Below are 22,784 nucleotides of genomic sequence, written 5' to 3' on the forward strand. Positions count from 1 at the left end.
GATAACTCACCGTCACCACCTGTTACGAGGAGGATGTCATGACGAAGAAGATAGACGCGCTCGAATATCACGCCAGCGGCCGCAAGGGAAAGATCGAAGTGGTCTCCTCCAAGCCCTGCCTGACCTCCCTCGACCTCTCCCTCGCCTACACCCCGGGCGTCGCCGAGCCCTGCCTCGCCATCGAGCAGAGGCCCTCGGACGCCTACCTCTATACCGCCAAGGGGAACCTGGTCGCGGTGGTCTCCAACGGCACCGCGGTGCTGGGCCTTGGCAACATCGGGGCGCTCGCCGGCAAGCCGGTCATGGAGGGGAAGGGCGTCCTCTTCAAGCGCTTCGCCGACGTCGACGTCTTCGACCTCGAGGTGAAGTCGGAGGACCCGGACGACGTGATCAAGGTCGTGCAGCTCTTGGAGCCGACCTTCGGCGGCATCAACCTCGAGGACATCAAGGCGCCGGAGTGTTTCTACATCGAGGAAGAACTGAAGAAGACCATGAACATCCCGGTGTTCCACGACGACCAGCACGGCACGGCCATCATCTGCTCCGCCGCGCTCATCAACGCCCTGCAGCTGGTGGGGAAGAAGATCGAGAAGGTGCGCATCGTGGTGAACGGCGCCGGGGCCGCCGGTGTCGCCTGCGCGAACCTGGTCATCTCGCTGGGCGCCAAGCCGGAGAACCTCTGCATGTGCGACACCAAGGGGGTGATCTACACGGGAAGGACCGAGGGGATGAACCCGTACAAGGAGCGGCTCGCGATCAACACCGAGCTGCGCACCCTGGAGGAGGCCATGCGCGGCGCGGACGTCTTCATCGGCGTCTCGGCCAAGGGTGCGGTGACCCCGCAGATGGTGCGGGACATGGCCAAGGACCCCATCATCATGGCGATGGCCAACCCGGACCCGGAGATCACGCCGGAGGAGGCGCTCTCGGTCCGCTCCGACGTGATCATGGCCACCGGCAGGAGCGACTACCCGAACCAGGTGAACAACGTGCTCGGTTTCCCCTTCATCTTCAGGGGTGCCCTCGACGTCCGGGCCAGCACCATCAACGAGGAGATGAAGAAGGCGGCGGTGTTCGCCCTGGCGCAGCTCGCGCAGGAGGAGTGTCCCGACTCCGTCTGCCGCGCCTACGGCAACGAGAGTTTCTCCTTCGGGCGCAACTACATCATCCCCAAGCCGTTCGATCCGCGGGCGCTGTTGCGGGTCGCACCGGCCGTGGCCCGGGCGGCGATGGAGAGCGGCGTGGCGCGGACCCCCATCGAGGACATGGACCGCTACGTGGAGTGGCTGGAAACGCTGCAGGGGCGTGCCAAGGAGACCATGCGCGCCATCATAAACAAGGCCAAGTGCGATCCCAAGAAGATCGTGTTCCCCGAAGGGGACAACGAGAAGATCCTCAAGGCGGCCTACCACCTGGTGGAGGAGGGAATCGCCCAGCCGATCCTGATCGGCAACCGCGCCAAGGTGCTGGCAAGAATGGCGGAACTGGGGATGGAGCTGAACGTGACCATCGTCGACCCGGAGGATTCGGAGCTGACCGAACCCTACGCGCAGGAACTCTACCGCATGAGGCAGCGCAAGGGGATCACGCTCACCGAGGCGCAGCGCATCGTGCGCCGCAAGTCGCGCAACCACTTCGGCGCCATGATGGTGCACATGGGGGACGCCGACGCGCTCCTGGGGGGGATCGACACCCACTACCCCGACACCATCAGGCCGGCGCTGGAAGTGATCGGCAGGCAGCCGCAGCTGGCCGGCGTGCACGGCATGTACATGATGGTCTTCAAGAAGGGGATCTACTTCATGGCCGACACCACGGTGGAGATCGAGCCGACCGCCGAGGAGCTGGCGGAGACCGCGCTCCTTGCGGCGGAAAAGGTGCAGTTACTGGACATCGTGCCGCGCATCGCCATGCTCTCCTTCGCCAACTTCGGTTCGGTGAACCACGCCCTGACCCAGAAGGTGAAACGCGCGGTGGAGATCGTGAAGGAACGGGCGCCCGGACTGGAGATCGACGGCGAGATGCAGGCGGACACGGCGGTGACGCCGGAGCTTTTGGCGAACTACACCTTCTCCACCCTGACCGGCCCCGCCAACATCCTGATCTTCCCGGACCTCAACTCGGGAAACATCTGCTACAAGCTGTTGCACCGCCTGGGGGGGGCTGAGGCGATCGGGCCGCTGCTGATGGGGATGAAAAAACCGGTGCACGTGCTGCAAAGAGGCGACGACGTCGCCACCATCGTCAACATGGCCGCCATCGCCGTGGTGGACGCACAGAGCATGTAGGAGGAGCTACGCTGGAACGTCAGGCGGCCGAAGCCCCCACCCCAGCCCCTCCCGCAGAAGGTGGGGGGCGGTCCGCCGTTGCCGGCATTACCCAAACACAAAAGGGACCCCCTGCGGGGTCCCTTCGCATTTTCCGTAAACGTCTTTCTTTGGTTGCCAGATCCGCCGCGAATTTGCTATACATGACGGACACTAACCACGCCTGACGCCCGCTTTGGGATGGCGGGAGAAGGACACAACCAGCCATGCAAGACGCGATAGATCCGCTCGACCCGCTCGACCCGCTCGAGGAAGAGCAGTACCCGACCAGCCTCAACAAGCAGTTGCTCACCGGGCTCGCGGTCTCGCTGGTTTTGCACCTGGTCTGCGCCGTGGTCCTGCTCGGCATCCCCGGCGGCGGTGAACCCGCGCGCCCCGCGGTAACCTACGTCGACCTCAACACCGTCCCGGCGCCCGTGCCGGCCGCCCCCGCGGTACAGCCCCAGCCCCAGCCGGAACCCGAACCGGAACTCCCCCAGGAGGAGGCGGAGCCGCTGCCGCCGACACCTCCCCCGCAACCGGTGCAGGCCGCGCAGCCCGCGGCACCGCCGCCGCAAGCAGCCCAGCCCCAAACCGCCGTGGAGGAACAATCGCGCACCACCTTCGGCATGGGGCTCACCAAGGGGTACTTCAAGCCTCTGAGCGACGGCGAGACGCTGCGTCCCGAGATCAAGGAGTACTACATCAGGCTACTGCAGGGAGTGAACGAGAAGTGGTGGCTGGAACAAAAGGATCAGAAGGTGGCGCCGATCGTGGTGAACATCACCGTCACCCGCAGCGGCGAGATCATTGGCAGCACCATCCTGCAAAGTTCAGGGAACATCGTCTACGACCGGGCCGTGCAGAAGATGCTGGAGTCGGCCGGCCCGCTGCCTCCGGTACCTCCCAACTACATCGGGGACTTTTTCCAGGCGCCGGTTCGCCTGGTCCCGCCGCTCAACCTGCTTTCCTGGTAAGGATCAGGTTCCCTCTTCCAACTCGAGGTCGATGATATCCGGGATCTCCTCACCCGAAAGGGCGGAAAGCCTGCTGGAAGCATCCTGGTAGGCGGGATTGGCCCGCATCACTTCCCGGTACAGGTCGATCGCCTCCTCCACCGCTCCGCGTCCCTGCGCGAGCACCGCCAGCTCGTAGTTCAGGCAGGTCCGCTCGTCCTTCGAGATCACGCCAAGGTCGAGGCCGCGCCTCAACAACTCCTCGGCCTTGTCCGGCTCACCCTTGTCGCGGTAGCAGATCGCCTGCAGGGTCAGGCAGTCGAAACGGCGCTGCGGGTTCCCGGCGGCGATGTCGAACTCCTTGATGGCACCGGCGTACATCCCCATCTCCTTGTAGCCGATCCCCAGGTCGTAATGGGACTCCAATTCCTCGATGTCGAGGTCGGTGCCGCTGGCAGCTTGCGGGAAGATCTCCTCCCAGCCGCGTGCCTGCGCCGGTTCCGGGGCGGCGGACGCTTCCGGCTCGCCGAAAGGCTCCTCCTCCACCGGTTCGAGTTCCAGCTCGGCCTCCTCGAACTCCGTCAGTTCAGCCGCCAGCTCCGGTTCATCGGGCTCTTGCGGCAGGTCCCCGGCCTCTTCCTCGCCCCAGGAAAAATCGCCGAAAGGCGTTTCCTGCTCGGGCAGGGCCAACTCCAGCTCAGTTCCCTGGTCGAGGTCCAGTTCGACCACCGGGGCGGCGGGCTCTTCCGGCTCGGCCTCCTCCAGTTCCTCCTCGACCTCGTCGAAGTTCAGGTCCAGCGAGAAATCGAGCGGGAGATCCACCCCGTGCGCGGGAGAAGCCGCTGGCTCGGGGGACGCCACGGGGGCCTCGGCAACGGGGGCCTCGGCAACGGGGGCCTCGGCAACGGGGGCCTCGACAACTGAGGCCGGTTCGGGAGTCGGCACCGCCTGGAACATGTCGTCATCCAGGTCGAGCTCGATCTCCTCTTCCCAGGCGATGGTACCCTGCGGCTCTTCTTCGTTTTGTTCGGTGTCCCAGGGCGCCGGCGCCTCGTACGAGGCCGGGGCTGCAGCCTGGGCAACGGGCGCGGCTTCGGGCTGCGCCGTCGCGGCGGGCGACGCGAAGGGGTCGGGGAGCTCGGCCTCGGGGGCGTCCCAATCCGGAAGGAGCTGCTCCTCGACCGGAGCCTCCCAGGGGGCCGCCGCCGGCACGCCCGGCACCTCCTCCTCGGCATCGAACCCCGTCGCCGACAGTCCCTCGTCGGCAAATGAAGGGGCGAGCTGGGGCGCGTCCTGCTCCGGGAAGAGTTCCTGGACGCGCGCGGCGACCGAGACGACCTCACTATCGAGACCGCGGTTACGCAGGGCCGTCACCAGCGCGGCGAACGCCTCCCGGGACTGCTCAACGGCTCCGGTCGCATAAAGCAGTTCCGCGTACTTGAGCTTGGTGGCGGAGTGCTCGGCGTCGACGCCAAGCATCGTTTCCACGACCTTAAGCGCCTCCCTGAGTGCCCCTTCCTTCTCGTACAGCGCCGCTACCTGCCCGTATTCGGCCATCGCATTGCCAATCAGCCCCTGCTGTTGGTTCAGATGCGCGATGGTGAGCGCGGTGGCGAGATTGCTGGGGTTGAGACGCTGGATCTGCTTGTAGGTGGCGATCGCCTTGAGGAAGTAGCCGTTGTCGGCGTAGTGCTTGCCGATATCCTCGTACTGCTGGATGGCCTCTTCCTTACGGTTGTCACGCACCAGGAGCTCGGCCAGGCGCTGGCGGTACCTGATGTCGCCAGGCTCCATGGCCACTACCTGCTGGTAGTCCTTGATCGCCTTGTCGATCTGCCCCTTCAGCACGAACCGCTGGGCACTTTCGAGAATTTTTTCTTTTTTGGAAGCCAAGTTGACGCCTCATACCCCTGAAATTACGGAGAGCTAAAACTAAATCAAAGCCGGTCCCGTGTCAAGGACGATCCTGGGCTGCCGCACGAAGGATTTCCTCGAGCTGCGCCACCTCGGCACGGGTCAGAGGGCGGTCGTGATAGAGCGCGGGACCGTACACGGTGACGAACCGGGTCAGGTGCCGGTCGTTTAGGCGAGCGGAGAGCTCGAAGAGCCCCTCGTCCCCTTTTATCTCGCCGGGATGGCGCTTGGCGAGCAGGCGGAGCATGCGCCGCAACAGGCGCGCCTCGACGGTGGGGGGACGCTGCTTGCGCCAGAAAACCAGAAGCAGCAGCGCCGCGAGCCCCGGCAGGGCCAGGAGCATCGCCGTGCCGAACCAGGGTGGCAGCCGCAGGTCCCGGGCCTTGTTGCCGGCATTTCGCACCAAAGACAGCTGTTTGTCAAGGTCATAGGTGACCACGGCCTTGTCCCAGTAAAATCCCGTCATGTCGAGGTACATGGCAAGGGTGCCGGGCGGTTTGCTGCGCACGCTCCCGAGCGCCCAGGCGCTCGGGTCCACCGTCCGCCACCCCACCCCGTCCGTATAGGCCTCCACCCAGACATGCGCCATGTCCTCGGTTACCAGGTAGTACCCGCCGACGTCGTTGTAGGTCCCACCGCGGTACCCCCCGACCAGGCGCGAGGGGACCCCCGCCAGCCGCAGCAGTATCGCGTAACAGGAGGCGAAGTACTCGCAGTTGCCGCGCTTCTTGTCGAAGAGGAAGGAGTCGAGCGGATCGCCCCCCACCGGAAGGCCGGTGTTGGCGTAGGTGAGGCGCTGGCCGCGGAAAAACGCCTCCAGGGCCGCCATCTTCTGGTCGCTGTCGCGGCCGGCGCGGGACAATGCGCGCCCTTCGGCCCGCATCCGGTCCGAAACCCGTTCCGGTAGCCGCAGGTAAAAGTCCCGATCGATGCGCTTGGTCGGGACATTCTCCGCCAGTACCGACTCGGCCAGGTAGCGCACCTTCTTGTCCAGGGGACGCCGCGACACGAACACGCCGTCGCCGGCGGAATCGTTGCGCAGGCTCGAGATGGAGCGGGTCACGTTGAGCGCGGGGAGATAGGGGGTGGCAGAGCGCTCCGGATAGATCTCCTGGAGGACGGCGGCGCCCCTCATTACCGATGGCGCATCGCCTGGCACCGGTTCCCTCACCCAGGCGTCGTTTTTGAACGCGTTCAGCACCACCGCGCGCCAGTACAGTTTCTGTTCCGGCACCTTCGGGGTGATGGCACGCAGCACCACCCCCTTTACTTCCGAGACGGCGGGGGCGCTGCCGGGCTGCACCGTGTCCGACAAGCCGGTCTTTTTCCCTGCCGGGGCGTTCAGGAAGTTCCAGATCGGGTACTGCGTCCTGGGGAGGAAGAAGAAGAGAAAGAGGAGCAGCGGCAGCGAGGCGACCGGAATCAGCGCGGCGACCGTCAACACCTTCTTCGCCTCTCTCCCCGGCAGGACCGCGGTGGGATCCTGGACGTGGAAGGTCAAAAGCACCAGCGCCACGGCCACCAGGAGCAGCAGGGAGAAGAGGTAGACCAGGAAAATGGCTGAAATCTCGTAGAGCGACGAGGCGGCCAGACAGAACAGGGATAGGGCGAAGGCTTGCAGGTAGTTGCGCCCGACCCGCTCGCCCAGGAGCCTTACCCCGAGAAAGACCACCAGCAGGTCGGAGGCCACCGGCACCAGCTGGCTCAGGGAGAACTGAGCGGCGAGGTAGAAAAAGAGCAGTATCGAGGCCGGTGTCAGCACCCGGGGCGGCAGGGCCCGACCCTTTACCTGCAGGTAGACCGCCAGCGAGAGCGCCGCCGGGAAGAAGAAACGGGCGAAGGGATCGAGGTAGCCCTGCAGGGGCAGGTAACCGATCAATGCGATGCAGGCGGTTAGCCCGCTCAAAAGGAGGTCAATTCTTACCATAACTCGCAAGTTCCGTGAGCAGCATGAGCCGATGACTCCTGGTGCTGCCGGGGGCGATGACGCGCTCCCCGAGCTTCAGACCGACCGGCCGTCCCCCCTTGACCAGCCGGTTCACCAGGAACGTGCAGAAGGAAAGACGCTGTTCCAGGTCTCGCCCCGGGAGCAGGTCCAGGTCGAGCAGCAGCGGTTCGGCCGCGCTCGCCGACAACTCCTTCACCTTGAGCTCCTCGTGCTTGGCTGAGAGGCGCCAGTGGATCAACTTGAGAGGCTCGCCCCCCCGGTAATCGGAGATCTTGGCCAACTCGCCATCGTAACCGGCGGCAGCGACGGCAGTCGCCTCACCCGCATCGGGCTTTCCGCCCGGCGCCGGCACCGGCAGCGGGCGCGGTGCAGGGAAGACGGTGCATGCCTGGTGCACCGGCAGCGAGGCGGCCCGGATGAAGAAGTTGACGGGAAAGGGAGAACTGATCGAGGCGTCGGGAAGCTGCAGGGGACCGCGCGCCGCAAAGGAAACCAGGAGCGATCCCGTCTGCGGCCGTTTCCTGTCGACCAGGAGAAACGAGGTGGTGCCCCCCGCGACGGAGACCCGGATCAGGAAGGACGGCAGGTACCTCTTGCGGTTGTGCAGCTTCACGGAAAGGAAGGTATCGGTGCCGGCATAAACCTCGTCGGGCAGATGCACGCTGAGGGCGATCCCGCGGATGTTCAGCCACCCCAGCACACCGGTGGTGGCCATGAAAGCGAGCATGGCGGCAACGATGAGAAAGAGGAGGTTGTTGCCGGTATTGACCGCGGATACGCCCAGCAGCAGGGTGAAGGCGACGTACAGCCCGCCCCCCTTGGTGAGCTTTATGTGAGCGGGAGAGGGATCTCCTTTAAGATCGCGTTTAATACGTGCTCCTTGTCCACCCCCTCGTGCTCGGGGCGGAAGATGAGGCGGTGCGGACAGACGGCATGGACCACGTCCCTGACGTCCTCGGGCGCCACGAAGTCGCGGCCGTGCAGGAAGGCGGCCGCCTTGGCGGCGTCGACCAGGCCGATGCCGCCGCGGGTCGAGAGGCCGGCCTGGATCAGCGGGTGGTTCCGGGTCGCCCTGATGATGGCGTAGACGTAGTCGGTCACCTTCTCGCCGACATAAACCGCCTTAACCGAGGCGATGGCCGTGACCAGGTCATCGATACGCACCAGCGCCGGGATGTGCATGATCTCGTCCCTGATGCTCCCCTGCCTCAGGATCCCCTTCTCGATCTCCTCGGGGGGATAGCCGATGCCGGTGCGGATCAGGAAGCGGTCCATCTGCGACTCCGGTAAGGGATAGGTCCCCACCTGTTCCACCGGGTTCTGCGTCGCCAGCACCAGGAACGGCTCGGGGAGCCGATAGGTGACCCCCTCGACGGTGACGCGCCGCTCCTCCATGGCCTCCAGGAGCGCGCTCTGGGTCTTGGGCATGGCGCGGTTGATCTCGTCGATGAGGACGATGTTGTTGAAAATCGGCCCCTTGATGAAGTTGAAGCGCCCTTCGGTCCGGTCGAAGACGGAGAGGCCGGTGATGTCGGAGGGGAGCAGGTCGCTGGTGCACTGGACCCGGCCGAAGGAGAGCCCCAGGGCGCTGGCGAAGGCGAGGGCCATGGTGGTCTTGCCCAGTCCGGGGATGTCCTCCAGGAGGATGTGACCACCGGTCAAAAGGGACATAAGGCTCAGGCGCAGGGCTCTCACCTTCCCCTTCAGGTGCTGGCTGGAGAGCTCCTCCAGCACCGCGTTCATCTCGTCTACCTTGGCTAGTTTCTGCACGTGGAAAACCTCCCGGGGTGAAGCCACAGCCACTCATTATAACGGCCGTCCCACGAAAAGGAAAGGGCGCCCGGAATGGACGCCCTTCGCTGCCATCTGTCTGCTCTATACCCCTCTCTCTTGCAGGAGCTGATCGTACCCTCTCCCGAAGGGAGAGGGAGGTGGACAGACGACGCCCTCTTTTACAGCTGCCCCATGAACTTGTGGGTCTGCGGGATGACCCGCACCTCCCGAAGCGAGGAACAGAGTTCCTGGAGCTCGAGGGTGCGCAGGGCGTCGATGCCGATACCGCCGTCGTCGCGGGTCACCGGCTGCAGGATGAGCGGGATGGCCGGGTCCACCGAGGCGATCATGGCGCAGGAGCGCTGGATCTCCCAGTCCTCGGTCTCCTGCCCCACCACGATCTTCACGAAGACCTCCTTCATGGCGGCCAGTTCCAGGAAGGCATGGTGCTGGTCCCACAGTTCCGGGCAGCCGGTGGAAGAGGGAAGCTTGATGTCCATGCCGATGCTGTTCAGGTGCGGGATGAGCGGCGCCAGCGCCTCGGGAAGCGTGCCGTTGGTCTCCAGGTAAATGGGGAGGAGCTTCTTCAGCACCGGCAGCCACTCTTCGAGCAGCGTGCCGAAGAGGAGCGGCTCCCCACCGGTGATGCTGATGGAATGGTGGATGCCGGGCCACGCAGCGGTCCAGCTCTCGATCAGCGTCGCCACGCGCTCCAGCGGCACAGGGTTCGGCACCTTGAAGAAGTCGCGCCGGCCGGGGGTCAGCTCCAGCAGGCAGTCGTCGGGAACCGCGCTCATGCCGGGGGTATCGCAGAACTTGCAGCTCAGGTTGCACCCGGAGAAGCGCAGGAACACCTGGCGCAGCCCGACCAGCACCCCCTCCCCCTGGATGGAGGAGAAACATTCGACCAGGGGCGCCTGCAGTTTACTCATAGTAGCTCGCCGCCGCGAAATCCGATTCCCAGACCGTGACCATCTCCACCTTGACCTTGTCCGAGCCGAAGATCTTGGTCAGCTCATGGTACAGGTACCGGGCGATGTTTTCCGATGACGGGGAAACCTCCGCAAACGGTGCCAGTTCGTTCAAATACTTGTGGTCCAGCGTCTTCAAAAGATCGTTGGTCTCCCGCTTGAGGATCTTGAAGTCGATCCCTAGCCCCGCCTTGTCCAGTTCGTTGGTGGTGATGGAGACCTCGACTTTCCAGTTGTGGCCGTGCAGGTTTTCGCAGTCGCCCTGGTAGTTGATCAGATTGTGGGCCGCGGCAAACGCAGTGTGAATGGTGAGACGAAACATGCCACCCTCCCTTTTCATTATTTTGAGTCCGGTCAATATATCATGAATGTGCAGGAAAAAAACAGCAGAACCAAACGGGAGATGAGGCCCGACCGCAACCGGCGTGGCCTAGATGTTGATGCTCTCTCCCGGTGCGAGGACCGGCGCGGGGGGGGAGGTGATCCAGGTGTAGGTGAGCACGAAGAAGAGGACGACCAGCGAGAACAGCAGCAGGATGGTGGGGAAAAGGCGCACGGGCGGCTCCCCTTGCCCGTTTTGCAGGAGCCCGAAGGCGGCCACCAGCACCCCGAAGCCCCCCAGCATCCCGGCCAGGAAGAAGCCCAGGAAGGTAAGGCGCGCCTCGCCCGCGAGGCCGAGCATCAGGAGGGTCGAGATCTCGCCATGGAAGAAGGTGGCGACGATCAGGGCGATGATGCCGGCGCAGATGGATCTGATGCCGCGACGCACGGTGGATTTACGCATGGCTGAAAACCTCGGACCGCAACGGCCCTATTCGCACCAACTCACGTCCCCGACACCCTTTCTGAGTATCTCGGGGCGGTCGCCGATCAGGCTGACCACGGAGCTGACGTCGGCGGAAAGATCGCCGCCGTCCACCACCAGGTCCAGTTGCTTGCCCAGTTCGTGCTCCACCGCCCAGGGGTTGCCGATGGGGTCTTCCCCGGAGAGGTTGGCGCTGGTGGTGACGATGGGAGCACCGAGCTCCTTCACGATGGCGAGGCAGATCTTGTTGTCGGGAATGCGGATGCCGACCGTTTTCTGCTTGGTCTGCAAGAGGTCCGGGACCACGGTGGCCGCCTCCAGGACGAAGGTGTACGCTCCCGGGAGCAGGCGGCGCAGCAGCTTGAAGGCGTAGTTGGACACCCGCGCGTAGCGGGCGATCTCGGACATGTCGGTGCAGATGAAGGAAAACGGCTTCTTCCGGTCACGCTGCTTGATCTGGTAGATCCGCTCGATCCCCTTCTTGCTGAAGATGGAGCAGCCGATGCCGTAAGTGGTGTCGGTGGGATAGGCCACGACGCCGCCGTTTTTAAGGACCTCGACCACCTTGGCGATCAGGCGCGGTTGCGGATTGTCGGGATTGATTTCAAGCAGCATGGCTAGTCACCGGGATTGAGCCCCAGAAGCGGCTCGTGCACGAAGCGGCCGTCCTTCTGGATCAGGATGTCGTCGAACCACAGTTCGCCGTCGCCGGCCAGGATCTTCACCATGTCCCAGTGCACGGCGGAGCGGTTGCCGTTGTCGCACTCGTCGTAGGCCTGACCGGGGGTGAAGTGGATGGAACCGAAGATCTTCTCGTCGAAGAGGATGTTGCGCATGGGCACCCGGATCTTGGGGTTCACGCCGATGGCGAACTCGCCCACGTAGCGCGCCCCCTCGTCGGTGTCCAGGATGCGGTTCAGCTCCGCGTCCATGCCCGGCGCGGTGGCCTTGACGATGCGCCCGTTCTCGAACTCCAGGCGGATGTTGTTGAATTCCTTACCCTGGTACACGGTCGGGCAGTTGTAGGTGATGTACCCTTGCACCGAGTCCCGCACCGGAGCGGTGAAGACCTCGCCGTCGGGGATGTTCAGGCGCCCGTCGCACTTGATGCCGGGGAGCCCCTTGATGCTGAAGGTGAGGTCCGTGTCGGAGGCCTTGATGCGCACCCGGTCGGCGGCGTCGACGCAGGCCTTGAGCGCGTCCTGTTTCTTCGACTCCTCCTCCCAGTCCATGCAGCAGGCGGCGAAGAGGTAGTCCTCGTACTCGTCAAGGCTCATGCGCGCTTCCTGCGCGGCGCCGTGGGTCGGGTAGCGGGTCACCACCCAGCGGGTCCCCTTGACGCGCTGGTCGATGATGGGGCGCACCACCTTGGACCAGGCGATCATGCTCTTCTGGTTGGCCTGGGCCATCACCATGGAGTTGTCGGCGGCGGAGAGGCCGAAGTAGACGTCCACCTGCTTCATGAAATCGAGCTTGTGCTGCGGGAAGTAGGCGAGTTGATCGGCGCTGGCGAGGTTGTAGAAGTAGCGGCCGATGTCGGGGATGCTGAACTCGTACTCGACGTACTTGGCCCCCTTCTCGAGGCACAGGGCGTAGAGCTCCTTGACCAGCGGCGCCCCTTCCAGGCCGGCGCAGGAGATGAGCACCACGTCGCCCGGCTGCACGCGGGCCGAGTAGTTGACCAGGACTTCGGCGAATTGTCTGACGCGAGGATCTTTCATATGCGTGCCCCCGTAAGGTGTTTTAAGAATGGGTGACGCGGCTGTCCGGCGGAGCGCCGACAAGCAGGTTGCATTTGTAGGGGCGAATAATCATTCGCCCATCGTCCACGCCCCCTCGCCCTCCGGAAGAGGGTCGGGGTGAGGGCGCCTTGGCGGTCGGGGCGAATACTTATTCGACCCTACAGTGGACATCTTACCTGCCGGTATGCCCGAACCCGCCGGCGCCGCGGGCGGTATCGCCGAGTTCGTCCACCTCGATGAACTCGGCGCGCTCGCAGCGGGCGAACACCATCTGGGCGATGCGCTCGCCGTCTTTGATGGTGAAGGGCTCGTTGCCGTGGTTGATCACGATCACCCCGATTTCGCCGCGGTAGTCGGCGTCGATGGTGCCGGGAGAGTTGACCAGCGCGATGCCGTGCCTGAGGGCGAGCCCGCTCCGCGGCCGCACCTGCGCCTCGAAACCGGAAGGTATCTCGACGGCGATACCGGTCGGGACCAGGGCCCGCTCGCCGGGATGCAGCACGAACTCCTCCTCGAGCGCGGCATGCAGGTCGACACCGGCCGCCTGCTCGGTCATGTAGCAGGGAAGTGGGGTTGACCGCAGGCGTTTTATCCGTATCGGGATCGTTTTCATCAGACGTTGATGTCGGAGTTGGCGAAGGCAGGTGTGCCGATCCGGCCCAGCATGACCAAGGTCAGCGCATCGTTGTCCAGGATCTCGTTGGCGAGTTCCAGGATGCTCTCGGAGGTGACACGGTCGAACCCTTCCATGATCTCGGAAAGCGGCAGCGGGGTGCCGAAGTAGATCTCGTTCTTGGCGAGGCGGGACATCCTGTTGTCGCTGGATTCAAGCGACAGAAGCAGGTTCCCCTTCAGCTGCTCGCGCGCCCCCTCGAGCTGGTCGGCGGGGACGGGCTCGTTCTTGAAGCGCCCGATCTCGCGCAGCATGATCTCGAGGAGTTCCTTGGCGTTTTCGGGGCTTGCACCCGCGTAGACCACCAGGGAGCCGGCGTCGGCATGGGATGCGATGTAGGAGTAGACCGAGTAGGCGAGACCGCTCTTCTCGCGCACCTCCTGGAACAGGCGCGAACTCATCGAGCCCCCCAGGATGGCGTTCATGATGAAGGCGTCGTAGCGCTGCGGGTGGCTCTGCTGCACCCCCTTGAGCCCCAGGCAGACGTGGATCTGCTCCAGGTCCTTCTCGACCAGCTCGATGCGGCGCTCGTACACCGGCGGGATCGATTCGCTCCTGCCGTGTCCCGGGGCCACGCCCTGCAGGAACTCCTCCAAAAGCGCGGTGAGTTTTTCGTGAGTGACGTTGCCGGCGGCGGTGACGATGATGTCGTCGGCGCGGTACATCTGGTCCTTGTAGGCGATTATGGCGTCGCGGGAGAGACCGGTGACGCTCTCGGCGTCCCCGAGGATGGACATCCCCAGCGGGTGCCCCTTCCAGAAGTGCTGGTGGAACAGGTCGTGGATCAGGTCGTCCGGGGTGTCCTCCATCATGTTGATCTCCTGGAGCACCACGCGGCGTTCCTTTTCGATCTCTTCGCTGTCGAAGGTGGAATGGAGGAAGATGTCGGTCAGAAGGTCGACCGCCCGGGGGAGGAACTTGTCCAGCACCTTGGCGTAGTAGCAGACGTACTCGCGGCTGGTGAAGGCGTTCAGAACGCCGCCCACGGAATCGATTTCGCGGGCGATATCCAATGAAGAGCGGCGCTGCGTGCCTTTAAAGAGGAGGTGTTCGATGAAATGGGCGACGCCGTTCGACTCCCGCCGTTCATGGCGGGAGCCGTTGGCGACCCAAATTCCGATGGAAACCGAGCTGGCATACGGTATCCGCTCGGTGATGACGCGGATACCGTTATTTAGGGTGGTCTTTTTAATCATGGCTAGAACTATACCGGGAAACCCATGAATTGCCAGTTTTCACATGAGAGAAATTATTCGGTGAAGGTCTGGCCCAGGGCCTCTTTGCGGGACAGCTTGATCTTGCCCTGCTTGTCGATGCCGATGCACTTCACCAGGACCTTGTCCCCTTCCTTGAGGATGTCGCTCACGTTCTTCACGCGCTCGGTGTCGAGCTCGGAAACGTGCACCAAGCCGTCGGTGCCCGGGAAGATCTCGACGAACGCGCCGAATTCCATGATCTTCTTGACGGTGCCCATGTAGAGCTTGCCTTCCTCGGCCTCGGCGGTGAGGTTGCGGATCATCTTGATGGCGAGGTCGCAGGCTTCCTTGTTGTTGGAAGCGATGTTGATCTTGCCGGTGTCCTCGATGTCGATGGCGACGCCGGTTGCCTCGGTGACGCTCCTGATGTTCTTGCCGCCGGAACCGATGACGTCGCGGATCTTGTCGACCTTGACCCAGATGGTGGTGATGCGCGGTGCGAAGGAGGAGAGGTCGCCGCGCGGGGTGGCGAGGGTTTTTGCCATCTCGCCCAGGATGTGGACGCGGCCCGCCTTGGCCTGCGCCAGGGCGGCAGCCATGATCTCGCGGGTCACGCCGCCGATCTTGATATCCATCTGGAGCGCGGTGACGCCTTCGGCGGTACCGGCAACCTTGAAGTCCATGTCGCCCAGGTGGTCTTCGTCGCCGAGGATGTCGGAGAGGATGGCGTACTCGTCGCCTTCCTTGATGAGGCCCATGGCGATACCTGCGACCGGAGCCTTGATCGGGATGCCGGCGTCCATCATGGACATGGAGCCGCCGCAAACGGTGGCCATCGAGGAGGAACCGTTACTCTCGGTGATGTCGGAGACGATGCGGATGGTGTAGGGGAAGTCGTCGTGCTTCGGCAGCACCTGCTGCAGCGCGCGCTCGGCGAGCATGCCGTGGCCGATTTCGCGGCGCCCCGGGGCGAGGCGGAAGCTGGTCTCGCCGACGGAGTACGGCGGGAAGTTGTAGTGCAGGAGGAACTTCTTCCTGGAATCACCGTAGAGCGAGTCGATGCGCTGCTCGTCGACCGAGGTGCCCAGGGTGGCGGCCACGATGGACTGGGTTTCGCCGCGGGTGAACAGGGCGGAGCCGTGGGCGCGCGGCAGGAAGCCGACTTCGGTGGAGATGTTACGGATGGTCTTGGTGTCGCGGCCGTCGATCCTGGAGCCGTCCTTGATGATGTGCTCGCGCACCAGGTTGTACTCGAGGTCTTCGATGAACGCCTTGACCTCTTTCTCGGAACCTTCGAACTCCTCGGCCAGCGCCGCCACGGTCTTCTCGGTGATGGCGTCGATGGCGTCGTGACGCTCGCCCTTCGCCTTGATGCGTACCGCCGCTTTCATCTCTTCCTTGGCGAGCGCGTCGACGCGGGCCCTGAGCGCCTCGTTGGCCACCGGGGCCGGGATGTCGCGCTTGACCGGCTGCACCTTGGCGACCAGTTCTTCCTGGGCCGCCAGGATCCCCTGTACGGCTTCCTTGCCGAAGAAGATCGCTTCGAGGAGGTCATTCTCGGAGACCTCGGAGGCGCTCCCTTCAACCATCAGGATGGCGTCCTTGGAAGCGGCGATCACGATCTCCATGTCGCTCTTCTCTTCCTGCTCGGCGGTCGGGTTGGCGATGAACTGGCCGTCAACGCGGCCAACCTTCACACCCGCGATCGGGCCGGCGAAGGGAACGTCGGAAACCATGAGGGCTGCGGAAGCGCCGATCATGGCGAGGATGCCCGGATCGTGGTCCTTGTCAGCGGAGACCACGGTGGCCATGACCTGGGTGTCGTTCAGGAACCCTTCCGGGAACAGCGGACGGATCGGGCGGTCGATGAGACGGGAGGTGAGGGTTTCGTTGTCGGAGGGACGACCTTCGCGCTTGAAGAAGGAGCCGGGGATGCGGCCGCCTGCGTAGGCTTTCTCCTGGTAGTTGACGGTAAGCGGGAAGAAGCCCTGCCCTTCCTTGGCCGATTTCATGGCGACGGCGGTGACGAGCACCATGGTGTCGCCGCTTTTGATCATGACCGCGCCGCTTGCCTGCTTGGCGATCTTGCCTGTTTCGATAGTGATAGTTTTGCCACAGCACTCTGCTTGTACAGTGTGTACCATTGTTACGGCCTCCATTTGGCTTTTGTTCCGGTTGGTGTTGGGGCCGCCGAGAAAAGCGCCATGCGGGCGTAACTGTACGCCGCAGGGCAGTTTTATCCACGCCCCCAACAAGAAAAAGGGCACGAGGCCCTTACATGATGAAAAAGAGGAAAGGCAATATACCCGGGGAGGTATACTGCCTTTTCTTACCTTCTGATGCCGAGTTTAGCGATGATCGCTTTGTACCTTTCGACGTCTTTCTTCTTCAGGTAGTCAAGCAGACCCCTTCTCTGACCGACGATCTTCAGCAGACCGCGACGGCTGTGATGATCCTTCTTGTGAGTCTTGAAGTGCTCAGTCAGATAAGTGATACGCTCCGAAAGAATTGCAATCTGCACTTCCGGCGAACCCGTGTCGGAATCGTGCAGCTTATGAGCTGTGATGATTTCCTGCTTCTTTTCCGTTTGCAGCATGTGGTTACACCCCCTTCCGCTTCCTAGTTATTTTGCTTATTTATGCCTGCCCGCAGAGACTCACTCCACGGTTTAGATCAAGACCTTTAACTCTTATCACAAAAGCAAGTACGTGTAAAGAAGGAATACTAATTGAATACGCGTGCCAGCCGAAGCCCTTTGAGCTTGTCGTACTCCGCTACTGCCGCGAACCGTTCTCCCAGATAGAGTCGCACCTGTTCCCCCTGGGAAAATGCGCCGGGAGGATCCACGAAATCATGAGACTGCGGCACCACGCCGTTCAACACCTTCTTCCCTCCCGCCTCGGTGAGGGAAAGCGCCTTGAGATGGCCGAGTGCCCGGTCCAGCGGCATGAGCAGCTCCTGCTGGTCGGCGGCCCCGGCGAGCGTCTCGATGCTGATGGCGTCAGCCTCGCGGAAGAGCCCGCTCCTGGTGCGCCGCAGTTCCAAAAGGTGCGCCCCGCAGCCGAGCGCCTCGCCGATATCGCAGGCAAGGGTCCTGACGTAGGTGCCGCGCGAGCAGCGCACCGTGAAACAGGCCTCGGGGAGCCGGATCCATTCGAAGGTCAGCGCGTGGATTTCCACCTCGCGCGCCTCGCGCTCCACCTCGATCCCCTTGCGGGCCAGCTTGTAGAGCGGCACCCCGCCCTGCTTGATGGCGGAGAACATGGGGGGAAGCTGCTTCTGGAGCCCGAGGAACTGCGGCACCAGCTGCTCCAGGTCGGCCGGGGTGATGTGCGACCACTCCCGCTCCGAGATCACCGCGCCGGTCAGGTCCTGGGTGTCGGTGGCAACGCCCAGCCGCAAGACGGCCCGGTACTCCTTCTCCGACTCGTCCAGGAACTGGATCGCCTTGGTCCCCTCCCCCACCGCTACCGGCAGGACGCCCGTGGCGAAGGGATCGAGAGTCCCGGTATGGCCGACCTTCTTCTGATTGATGGCGCGACGGACCTTGGACACGATGTCATGCGAGGTGACACCGGCCGGCTTGTCGATCACGAAAAAGCCGTTCAGCATCAGCGCATCTGCTCCAGCCGGTCGAAGACCTGCGCCTTGACCTCGGCGAGCGTGCCGCGCACCATGCAGCCGGCGGCGTTGTGGTGCCCGCCGCCGCCGAAGGAGGCGGAGACGGCCGAGACGTCGACCTTACCCTTGGACCTGAAACCGACCTTGAAGAGCCCCTCATCGACCTGGCGGAAGAAGAGCGCCACCTGCACCCCCTTGATGGATCGGGGGTAGTTGATGAAGCGGTCGGTGTCCTGGGCGGTGGCGCCGGTCTTCTGGTACATGTCCAGGGTCACGGTGACCGAGGCGTACTCGCCCGAGGGGGAGACGGTCAGGTCGGAGAGCGCCAGCGCGAGGAGCGCGATCCTCTGCAGCGGCTCGCTCTCGTAGAGGTTCTCGTTCACGGTCCAGGCGTTCACCCCCTTGCCGATCATCTCGCCGGCGATGGCGAAGGACTCGGGGTCGGAGTTGGAGTAGTGGAAGCTCCCGGTGTCGGAAAGGATCGCGGTGTAGATGCAGAGCGCGGTCGGGTAGTCGACCTCGTCGCCGGCCGCCCTGATGATCCGGTAGATGAGGGCGGCGGTCGCGCTCGCCTTGGGGTCGATCAGGTTGCAGACGCCGAAGTTCTCGCACCCAAGATGATGGTCGACGTTGATGAAGCGGCCGATCCTCTTGTTCTCGGTGACCGCCTTGCCGGCACGGCGGAACTCCCCCACGTCGAGCACGAAGCAGACGTCGAAGTCGCGCTCCGGCATCTCGCCGTAGACCTGCTCCGCCATCGGGAGAAAGGAGCAGTTGTCGGGCACCGGATCGGAGAGGTAGACGGTGACGTCCTTGCCGCGCGCGGTCAGGTAGTTGGCCAAAGCCAGGGAGGAACCGACCGCGTCGGGGTCGGGGCTCTCGTGGCTGGTGATCAGGAAGCTCCGCGCCTGCTCGATCTCCGCCACTATCCGCTTAATCTCAGCTGTCGTCGCCGTCATCCGTAGCCCCAATCTCCTTCAGAATCGATTCGATATGCTGGCCGTAATCTAACGAGGTGTCGTACTTGAAGATCACCTCGGGGGTGAAACGCAACTTGAGGGCCTGGCCGATTTCTTTGCGGATGTAGCCCTTGGCGGAGTTGAGGCCCGCCTCGCTGTTCTTCTTGGCGGCATCGTCACCATGCACCGTGAAGTAGACGGTGGCGTGTCTCAGGTCGGGTGTGATCTTCACTCCGGTAATGGTGAGGAAGCCTATGCGGGGGTCCTTGAGACCCTTTATCAGGAGTTCCGAGATGATCTTGTGGATCTCTTCGGCAACCTTGTCGGAACGCTTTACCATGATTGTTTCTCTCTTGTCATAAAACGATAAGGGGAGAGCGGCCTCCGCCGCCGGGATGCCGGACGCGGGACGCCGCTCTCCCCGTGTGCTTCACTGTTACAGCTTGCCGGCAACCTTCTCCATCTCGAAGCACTCGAAGATGTCGCCGATCTTGATGTCGTTGTAGTTCTCAAGCGACATGCCGCACTCGTAGCCGGTGGCCACTTCCTTGACGTCGTCCTTGAAGCGGCGCAGGCTGCCGAGCTTCCCTTCGAAGACCACCACGTTGTCGCGCAAAAGGCGGACCTGTGCGTTCCTGATGATCTTGCCGTCGGTGACGTAGGAACCGGCGACCATGCCCGCCTTGGGCACCGAGAACACTTCCCTGATCTCGGCGCGGCCCAGGTACTTCTCCTTGAAGGTCGGCTCCAGAAGGCCTTCCATCGCCTTCTTGATGTCGTCCACCGCGTCGTAGATGATGTTGTACAGCCTGACGTCGACCCCTTCCTTTTCGGCGAGCGCCGCCGCCTTGACTTCGGGACGGACGTTGAAGCCCAGGATGATGGCGTTGGAGGCGCTGGCCAGGTTGACGTCGGTCTCGGTGATGGCGCCGACGGAGGCGTGCAGCACGTTGAGACGGATGGCGTCGGTGGTGAGCTTCCTGAGGGACTCGGCCACGGCCTCGACGGAACCCTGCACGTCGCCCTTGACGATGGTGTTGAGGTCCTTGACCTCGCCCTTCTGGATCTTCTCGTAGAGCTGCTCCAGGGAGAGCTTGCTGTGCTTGGCCAGTTCGGACTCGCGCAGCTTCATCTGGCGGTGGTTGGCGATCTCTTTGGCCTGCTTTTCGTCGGTCATGGCCACGAAGATGTCACCCGCGTCGGGGACCCCGTTGAAGCCGATGACCTCGACCGGCATGGCCGGCCCGGCCGCGATGACCTTCTCGCCGCGATCGTTCTGCATGGCGCGCACGCGGCCGAAGTGGATGCCGGCGACGAAGTAGTCGCCCGCCCTCAGGGTACCTTCCTGGACCAGGACCGTGGCCACCGGGCCGCGCCCCTTGTCCAGCTTGGCCTCGACCACGGTACCGCGGGCGGTCTTGTCCGGGTTGGCCTTCAGCTCCAGGACGTCGGCCTGCAGAAGGACCATTTCCAGCAGCGATTCGAGGTTGATGTGCTTCTTCGCGGAGACCTCGACGAAGATGGTCTCGCCGCCCCACTCCTCGGAAACCAGGCCGAATTCCATCAGCTCCTGTTTCACCTTGCTCGGGTTCGCCTCGGGCTTGTCGATCTTGTTGATGGCGACGATGATCGGTACGCCCGCCGCCTTGGAGTGGTTCACCGCCTCGCGGGTCTGCGGCATGACGCCGTCGTCGGCCGCGACCACCAGGATGACGATGTCGGTGACCTTGGCACCCCTGGCGCGCATCGCGGTAAAGGCCTCGTGACCCGGGGTGTCGAGGAAGGTGATCTTCTGCCCCTTCAACTCCACGTCATAGGCGCCGATGTGCTGGGTGATCCCCCCCGCCTCGCCGGCGATGACGTTGGCCTGGCGGATGGCGTCCAAGAGCGAGGTCTTGCCGTGGTCGACGTGACCCATGATGGTGACGACCGGCGGGCGCTTCTGCATCGCCTCGGGCGCATCCGGCTCGGCCTCGAGCAGTTCGTCCACGTCCAGCGCCACGTTCTCGATCTCGTAGCCGAAATCGGTGGCCAACAGGGTCGCGGTGTCGAAGTCGAGCGGGTGGTTGATGGTCGCCATGACCCCGAGCTTCATGAGGGCGCGGATCAGGTCGGTTGCCTTGATACCCATGCGCTTGGCCAATTCGCCCACGGTGATGGACTCGCTGATCTTGATGATCCTCTTGATGGCCTTGGGCACCGTGATCTCGGTCTTCTTGCCGATCTGGACCTTCTCGACGTACTTGCCCTTCTTACCCTTGCGGGGACCGGGCTCGAAGATCCGCTCGCGCTTGTCGAGCATGTCCTTGAAGGTGTCCTTCTTACCCTTGCCTGCGGGGGCTCCACCCTTCTTGCCGTTCTTGCCGAAGTCGGTGGCGCCGCCGGGGGCGGGCTTGCGCCCTTTGCGACTGCGGTCATCCAGAAGCGGCGGCGGCTCGATCGGGGTCAGCGGTGCCGGACGGTCCGGGCGCGGACCGGTGGGGCGCTCGCCGGGACGGCCTGCACCCGGGCGGGGTGCGGGACGCTCGGTGCCCGGACGCTCGACGCCACGCGGCATACCCGGACGCGCTGCCGGACGCTCACCCTGTGCGGGACGCTGGTATTCGCGGCGCTCGGTCGGACGCTGGGTCGGGATGGGAATCTCGACGCGGCCGAGGATCCTGGCGCGGGTCGCGGTCGGCTTGTCAAGCTCGGGCTCGACCTTCGCGGCTGCGGCCTCCGGAGCCTTCACCGGAGCTGCTTCGGCGGCAGGCTGTTCGACCGGCTTGGCTGCCTCCGGCGCGGGGGCCGGCGCTGCGGGAGCGGCTTCTGCCTTCGGGGCCTCGACGGCGGGTTTCTCGGCCGCAACCGGCGCCGCCGGGGCGGGCTTCTCCGCTACCGCGGGCGTTTCTTCCTTCACGGGCGGGGCCTGGGGAGCCTGTGCCTCGGGCTTCGCCACCGGCTTGGGAGCGGGAGCCGCCTCGATGATCCTGGCGCGGACCGGCTCCGGACGCTTAGGAGCCTCCTCCACCGGGGCCTTCTCGACCGGCGCGGGCTGCGGCGCCTCGACCTGCTCCGGCTCGGCCGGTGCAGCCTCGGCTGCCGGCGCTTCCGGCTCGACCGCCTTGGCGCGACGGCGGATCAGGGTCGGTTTCACCCTTACTTCTTCCTGGGACACTTCTTTGTGGGGGGTCTGCGCAGGGGCGGATACCGCCTTGATATCCGAATCCTCAAGGACAGCCATATGGTTCTTGACCTGCACGCCTGCCTCGGCCAACCTTGCCATAAGCTCCTTATTGTCGATCCCCATCTGCTGCGCCAGCTCATATACGCGGGTTTTGCTCATCTACTCACGCTCCTCCTCAAAGAAGTTCCTGTACTTTTCCATTTCCAATCCAATCGATCCCACGAAGCCGCTTTCCATAACAATCAGGACGCTTCTGAGTTCCTTTCCCAACAGTTCCCCAAGGCGCTCCTTGGTGAACAGGGAGATGCAGGGGACCTGCTTGAGCTGCGCCAGCCCCCTGAACTTTTCGCCGATGTCCGGCGAGATGTCGGTGGCGACGAACAAAAGGCCGGCGCCCCCTTTTTTCAACTTTTCCTGGACCTGGTCCGAGCCCGACACCACCTTGCCCGCCTTGTTGGCCAGGCTGACGTAGGAGGCGATGCGCTCCTCGAGCTTGTGCAGCACCTGCTGGACCAGCCCCTCTGGGTCGGCGCCCAGCACCTCCCCCTTGAAGCCGCGGGAGAACTGCTTTTTCTGGGCCGCCTGTCTGAGGCAGGAGGCCTTCAGGCAGGTGTACGCCCCGCGTCCCGGGAGCTTGCTCTGCAGGTCGGGGACCAGGGTGCGGTCCGGTGCCAGCACGAAGCGAAGCAGCTCGCCCTTGTCCCTGGTCTCACGGCAGGCAAGACAGCTTCTCTGTGGTGTGGCCTTCGGCATC

Annotated in this window: 20 protein-coding genes; 2 read left to right on the forward strand and 18 right to left on the reverse strand. The window is 63.9% G+C overall.

What is annotated here, in order from left to right; translation table 11 throughout:
• Positions 1 to 38: 38 nt before the first annotated feature.
• Entirely contained in the window at positions 39 to 2,288 is a 2,250-nt protein-coding gene (locus KOL99_RS17995; protein ID WP_216511858.1) for an NADP-dependent malic enzyme, read from the forward strand.
• 245 nt (positions 2,289 to 2,533) lie between these two features.
• On the forward strand, positions 2,534 to 3,283 hold the full coding sequence (locus tag KOL99_RS18000) for an energy transducer TonB (RefSeq protein ID WP_216511859.1): 750 nt from the start codon (positions 2,534 to 2,536) through the stop codon (positions 3,281 to 3,283).
• A gap of 3 nt (positions 3,284 to 3,286) precedes the next feature.
• Here the strand turns inward: KOL99_RS18000 and KOL99_RS18005 are convergent, their stop codons facing one another.
• From KOL99_RS18005 to KOL99_RS18090, 18 genes are all read right to left on the reverse strand, one after another.
• The gene (locus tag KOL99_RS18005) at positions 3,287 to 5,155 is read right to left on the reverse strand and encodes a tetratricopeptide repeat protein (protein ID WP_216511860.1); all 1,869 of its coding nucleotides are present in this window, start codon (positions 5,153 to 5,155) and stop codon (positions 3,287 to 3,289) included.
• Positions 5,156 to 5,216: 61 nt separating this feature from the next.
• Positions 5,217 to 7,103: a transglutaminase family protein gene (locus KOL99_RS18010; RefSeq protein ID WP_216511861.1), complete on the reverse strand. Its 1,887-nt coding sequence runs from the start codon at positions 7,101 to 7,103 to the stop codon at positions 5,217 to 5,219.
• The gene (locus KOL99_RS18015; RefSeq protein WP_236026402.1) at positions 7,090 to 7,851 is read right to left on the reverse strand and encodes a DUF58 domain-containing protein; all 762 of its coding nucleotides are present in this window, start codon (positions 7,849 to 7,851) and stop codon (positions 7,090 to 7,092) included. Before KOL99_RS18015 ends, KOL99_RS18010 begins: the two co-directional genes overlap by 14 nt.
• Before the next feature lie 101 nt (positions 7,852 to 7,952).
• Entirely contained in the window at positions 7,953 to 8,867 is a 915-nt protein-coding gene (locus KOL99_RS18020) for an AAA family ATPase (protein ID WP_216511927.1), read from the reverse strand.
• Positions 8,868 to 9,076: 209 nt separating this feature from the next.
• Positions 9,077 to 9,829, reverse strand: a complete 753-nt coding sequence (locus KOL99_RS18025; protein WP_216511862.1) for a 7-carboxy-7-deazaguanine synthase QueE — start codon at positions 9,827 to 9,829, stop codon at positions 9,077 to 9,079.
• The gene (gene queD / locus KOL99_RS18030) at positions 9,822 to 10,190 is read right to left on the reverse strand and encodes a 6-carboxytetrahydropterin synthase QueD (RefSeq protein ID WP_216511863.1); all 369 of its coding nucleotides are present in this window, start codon (positions 10,188 to 10,190) and stop codon (positions 9,822 to 9,824) included. Before queD ends, KOL99_RS18025 begins: the two co-directional genes overlap by 8 nt.
• 108 nt (positions 10,191 to 10,298) lie before the next feature.
• The gene (locus KOL99_RS18035) at positions 10,299 to 10,652 is read right to left on the reverse strand and encodes a hypothetical protein (RefSeq protein ID WP_216511864.1); all 354 of its coding nucleotides are present in this window, start codon (positions 10,650 to 10,652) and stop codon (positions 10,299 to 10,301) included.
• A 27-nt stretch (positions 10,653 to 10,679) separates the two neighbouring features.
• Positions 10,680 to 11,288 (reverse strand): L-threonylcarbamoyladenylate synthase, encoded by a 609-nt coding sequence (locus KOL99_RS18040; protein WP_216511865.1) that lies wholly within the window; start codon positions 11,286 to 11,288, stop codon positions 10,680 to 10,682.
• A gap of 2 nt (positions 11,289 to 11,290) precedes the next feature.
• Positions 11,291 to 12,394: an aminopeptidase gene (locus KOL99_RS18045; RefSeq protein ID WP_216511866.1), complete on the reverse strand. Its 1,104-nt coding sequence runs from the start codon at positions 12,392 to 12,394 to the stop codon at positions 11,291 to 11,293.
• Between the two features lie 193 nt (positions 12,395 to 12,587).
• Entirely contained in the window at positions 12,588 to 13,028 is a 441-nt protein-coding gene (gene dut / locus KOL99_RS18050; protein ID WP_216511867.1) for a dUTP diphosphatase, read from the reverse strand.
• Positions 13,028 to 14,284, reverse strand: a complete 1,257-nt coding sequence (locus KOL99_RS18055) for a M16 family metallopeptidase (RefSeq protein ID WP_216511868.1) — start codon at positions 14,282 to 14,284, stop codon at positions 13,028 to 13,030. The genes dut and KOL99_RS18055 overlap by 1 nt, the downstream gene beginning before the upstream one ends.
• Positions 14,285 to 14,337: 53 nt before the next feature.
• The gene (gene pnp, locus KOL99_RS18060; protein WP_216511869.1) at positions 14,338 to 16,428 is read right to left on the reverse strand and encodes a polyribonucleotide nucleotidyltransferase; all 2,091 of its coding nucleotides are present in this window, start codon (positions 16,426 to 16,428) and stop codon (positions 14,338 to 14,340) included.
• A gap of 185 nt (positions 16,429 to 16,613) precedes the next feature.
• Positions 16,614 to 16,880, reverse strand: a complete 267-nt coding sequence (rpsO, locus tag KOL99_RS18065) for a 30S ribosomal protein S15 (RefSeq protein WP_129127510.1) — start codon at positions 16,878 to 16,880, stop codon at positions 16,614 to 16,616.
• A gap of 128 nt (positions 16,881 to 17,008) precedes the next feature.
• Entirely contained in the window at positions 17,009 to 17,893 is an 885-nt protein-coding gene (gene truB, locus KOL99_RS18070) for a tRNA pseudouridine(55) synthase TruB (protein ID WP_216511928.1), read from the reverse strand.
• Between the two features lie 2 nt (positions 17,894 to 17,895).
• Positions 17,896 to 18,864 (reverse strand): DHH family phosphoesterase, encoded by a 969-nt coding sequence (locus KOL99_RS18075; RefSeq protein WP_216511870.1) that lies wholly within the window; start codon positions 18,862 to 18,864, stop codon positions 17,896 to 17,898.
• Positions 18,845 to 19,204 carry a ribosome-binding factor A gene (locus tag KOL99_RS18080; protein WP_216511871.1) on the reverse strand — a complete coding sequence of 120 codons (360 nt, stop codon included), beginning with the start codon at positions 19,202 to 19,204 and terminating at the stop codon, positions 18,845 to 18,847. Before KOL99_RS18080 ends, KOL99_RS18075 begins: the two co-directional genes overlap by 20 nt.
• A 96-nt stretch (positions 19,205 to 19,300) precedes the next feature.
• Complete coding sequence (gene infB, locus KOL99_RS18085) at positions 19,301 to 22,189, reverse strand: translation initiation factor IF-2 (RefSeq protein ID WP_216511872.1); 2,889 nt, start codon at positions 22,187 to 22,189, stop codon at positions 19,301 to 19,303.
• A complete protein-coding gene (locus tag KOL99_RS18090; protein ID WP_216511873.1) occupies positions 22,190 to 22,783 on the reverse strand; it encodes a DUF448 domain-containing protein in 594 nt (197 codons plus the stop codon).
• Between the last annotated feature and the right edge of the window lies 1 nt (position 22,784).

The sequence above is a fragment of the Geomonas azotofigens genome, from assembly GCF_018919395.1.
GTDB classification, from domain to species: Bacteria; Desulfobacterota; Desulfuromonadia; order Geobacterales; family Geobacteraceae; genus Geomonas; species Geomonas azotofigens.